This is a genomic window from Roseateles sp. P5_B10 (genome assembly GCF_056400485.1).
Genome location: NZ_JBFULE010000962.1, coordinates 1 through 1806, shown reverse-complemented (window position 1 = coordinate 1806; position 1806 = coordinate 1). Strand labels below are relative to the sequence as shown.

Here is a 1806-nt window from a genome sequence, read left to right as displayed (position 1 = left end):
GGCCCAACCTTCGAGCCCATCGACCCGGTGCGCGGCATCACCAACCACAGCAGCGGCAAGATGGGTTTCGCCATCGCCCGCGCTGCGGCCGAGGCCGGCGCCGAGGTCACGCTGGTGGCGGGCCCAGTGCACCTGGCGACACCGCGCGGCGTGCAGCGCATCGACGTACAGAGTGCGCAGCAGATGTTCGACGCCGTGCTGCCGCTAGCCACCCACCAGCATGCTTTCATCGCGACGGCAGCGGTGGCTGACTGGCGCCCCGCCCAGGCGCACGAACACAAGCTGAAGAAAGCCGAGGGCGGTGCGACCGCGCCGACCATCGCGATGGCCGAGAACCCGGACATCCTCGCCGCGGTTGCCAAGCTGCACAGGCCCCCTTACTGCGTCGGCTTCGCCGCCGAAAGCGAGAAGCTCGCAGAACACGCCGACGCCAAGCGCCGCCGCAAGGGCATCCCGCTCATCGTCGCCAACCTCGGCCCCGCCACCTTTGGCCGCGACGACAACGCGCTGCTGCTCATCGACGAGCAGGGCCAGCGCGAATTGCCCCGGGCCGACAAGCTCAGCCTGGCGCGCGAGCTGATGACCGAACTTTCCAAAAGACTCTGATGACCCCGATTGATTTGCAAGTGCTCGACGCCCGCATGGCCGAGCAGATCCCCGCTTACGCCACGCCCGGCAGCGCCGGCCTCGACCTTCGCGCCTGCCTGAGTGAGCCCATCACGCTCGCTCCCGGCCAGACGACGCTGATCCCTACGGGCCTGGCCATCCATATCGCCGACCCGGGCCTGGCGGCCATCATCCTGCCGCGCTCGGGTCTGGGCCACAAACACGGCATCGTGCTGGGCAACCTGGTCGGTCTGATCGACAGCGACTACCAGGGCCAGCTCATGGTCAGCTGCTGGAATCGCGGCCAGACGGAGTTCGTCATCAAGCCCTTCGAGCGCATCGCGCAGCTGGTCATCGTGCCGGTTGTGCAGGCGACCTTCCGTCGCGTCGACAGCTTCGACTCGTCCGAACGCGGAGCAGGCGGCTTCGGCTCGACCGGCAAGGCATAAGCAGGGCGCCAAGACGCGCGCACTGAACCGTATTTCGGGCCGAGCGCCGGGCCRCTCCCTAGCCGGCCCGCAAGGCGATGTGCGTGCGGCTCGATGCCGCAAGCATCGCCGTCCCCGCGGGGGACCGACCAGACTCGCCCGCGTTCAGCGGCGCGAGGCTGGTCGAGGGGCCTCAATGCAGTTGCTCGTCCGGCGGCGCGCCGGTCTGCACCATGAAGATAGGCTCGCCAACTGAACCGGCCTCGACCTCCTGCTCGGTGGCCGCGCGCACGTCCAGCAGCGTCAGGTGCATGCGCAGGCCGATGCCGGCCAGCGGGTGATTGCCGTCGAGCACGACATGCTGAGGGTAGACCTCGGTGACGGTGTAGACCACGTCCTCGGGCATGCCTTCGGTAGCGGCGCCTTCGGGCAGGCCCTCGATCTGCAGCCCGGGCTCGACGCCGTCCGGGAACAGCCCGCGGGCTTCGAAGCAGACGAGGCCGGAGTCGTAGTCGCCGAAGGCCTCCTCGGGTTGCAGTGCGAGGCTGGTCTCGAAGCCGACCTCCTGGCCCTCCAGCGCTTCCTCGACCTTGGCAAACAGGTCGTCACCCCCCAGCAGGAATTCCATGGGCTCGGCCAGCTCGTCGATGAGCTGGCCTTGGGCATCTTCGAGTCTCCAGCGCAGGGAGACAACACAGGGGCGGGTCGCTTGCATGGGAGAGATTTTCCCACACCACCCTCGGCACAATAAGGCATGCAGATTGCCCTACCC

3 protein-coding genes are annotated in these 1806 nt (G+C 68.1%); 2 read left to right on the top strand and 1 reads right to left on the bottom strand.

All coding sequences use genetic code 11. The features are described 5' to 3' along the window. Both AC1DU6_RS29780 and dut read left to right on the top strand, forming a co-directional pair. Window positions 1–606: phosphopantothenoylcysteine decarboxylase domain-containing protein (locus AC1DU6_RS29780; protein ID WP_477861621.1), on the top strand; the 606-nt coding region annotated here is incomplete at its 5' end. Further along, window positions 606–1055, top strand: coding sequence for a dUTP diphosphatase (dut, locus tag AC1DU6_RS29775; RefSeq protein WP_457325209.1), 450 nt, complete (start codon window positions 606–608; stop codon window positions 1053–1055). The genes AC1DU6_RS29780 and dut, both read left to right, overlap by 1 nt. Before the next feature lie 172 nt (window positions 1056–1227). Here the strand turns inward: dut and AC1DU6_RS29770 are convergent, their stop codons facing one another. Then, window positions 1228–1749 carry an FKBP-type peptidyl-prolyl cis-trans isomerase gene (locus tag AC1DU6_RS29770; RefSeq protein ID WP_056196109.1) on the bottom strand — a complete coding sequence of 174 codons (522 nt, stop codon included), beginning with the start codon at window positions 1747–1749 and terminating at the stop codon, window positions 1228–1230. Window positions 1750–1806: the final 57 nt, after the last annotated feature.

What these genes read in the sequence shown, in the direction of transcription:
- dut (WP_457325209.1), top strand. Translation starts at nt 606, where the DNA reads ATGACCCCGATTGATTTGCAAGTGCTCGACGCCCGCATGGCCGAGCAG.
- AC1DU6_RS29770 (WP_056196109.1), bottom strand. Translation starts at nt 1,749, where the DNA reads ATGCAAGCGACCCGCCCCTGTGTTGTCTCCCTGCGCTGGAGACTCGAA.